Source organism: Mesotoga sp. HF07.pep.5.2.highcov (genome assembly GCF_003666285.1).
Taxonomy (GTDB): domain Bacteria; phylum Thermotogota; class Thermotogae; order Petrotogales; family Kosmotogaceae; genus Mesotoga; species Mesotoga prima.
The window spans coordinates 1-1236 of record NZ_JFHJ01000284.1 but is presented as its reverse complement, the minus strand read 5'-3'; the positions used below and the strand labels follow the sequence as shown (position 1 = coordinate 1236).

The window sequence follows — 1236 nt, the reverse complement described above, 5'->3', positions numbered from 1 at the left end:
ATTGAAAATGATAGCCTTTGCTTCAAAGCATAATCTTTCGGGTAAGCTCTCTGTGCCCGGTTCAAAGAGCCATACAATAAGGGCGGTCCTGATCGCCGCCATGGCAAAGGGACTCTCAACCATAAAAAACCCTCTTCCGAGTCAGGACTGTCTTTCGGCGACGAGAGCTGCCAGGGCATTCGGATCCGATGTGAAAATTGAAAAGGGAGTATGGACGATAAAGAGCAGCCCCGAGGGCCTAAAGATTCCCGACGATGTCATTGACTGCGGGAATTCCGGAACTACCTTCTATTTTGCCACGGCGATCTCAGGAACTTTAAGCGACTACGTTGTTCTCACAGGAGATTATCAGATTCGTAGAAGACCCGTTGTGAAACTGCTGGAGGCAATGAGAGAACTGGGGGCCTTCGCCGTCACGACGAGAAGTGACAGCGATGCGGCTCCCGTCATTGTAAAAGGACCAATGAGGGCAGGGACTATTGTTTTCGATGGAAAGATGTCACAGTACATTTCCGGAATGCTCCTGGCATCGGCGAGGCTCGAGGGAAAAACCAGGATCGAAGTTCAGAAGGCCATAGAAAGGCCTTACCTCCAGATGACCGTGGATTGGATGAGCGAACACGGGATAGAAGTTAAGTACGATGAGAAGAATTACAGTTTCTTCGAAGTGGAAGGCCCTCAGAATTACAAACCGGTCGACACTGCTATTCCCAGCGATTGGGAATCAGTCGCTTTTCCACTGGTGGCTGCGCTCGTAACTGACTCGGAGTTAGTAATAGAGGACCTGGATCTCTCGGGCAGCCAGGGCGACGCCGTAATCATCGACATTCTAAAAGAAATGGGCGGAAATGTAACTCTAAACAGATCCAGCAACTCTTTGAAGGCAGTTGGAGGAAATAAACTCAGGGGAATCACCATAGACTGTTCAGACATTCCCGATGCTCTGCCCATACTCTCAGTTGCCGCCTGCTACGCTGAGGGAGACACAGTATTGACCGGAATTGAAAGTATAAGGGTAAAAGAAACCGACAGAGTCGAGGTCATGAGGAGAGAACTCTCAAAAATGGGCGCGTCGATCGAGGACACAGACCATGAGATGATCATTCACGGTGGAAAGAAACTGATGGGTGCAAAGGTCCAGAGCCACGACGACCATAGGGTTGCAATGTCTCTCTCAGTCGCTGGTCTATTCTCCGAAGGAGTAACCGAAGTCAGCAACGCCGAATGCGTCTCGGT

Annotated in this window: 1 protein-coding gene; it reads left to right on the top strand. The window is 50.1% G+C overall.

What is annotated here, in order from left to right; genetic code table 11:
* Nucleotides 1–7 precede the first annotated feature (7 nt).
* The coding region (gene aroA / locus BG32_RS06035) for a 3-phosphoshikimate 1-carboxyvinyltransferase (protein ID WP_121526560.1) at nt 8–1236 on the top strand (1229 nt) is incomplete at its 3' end.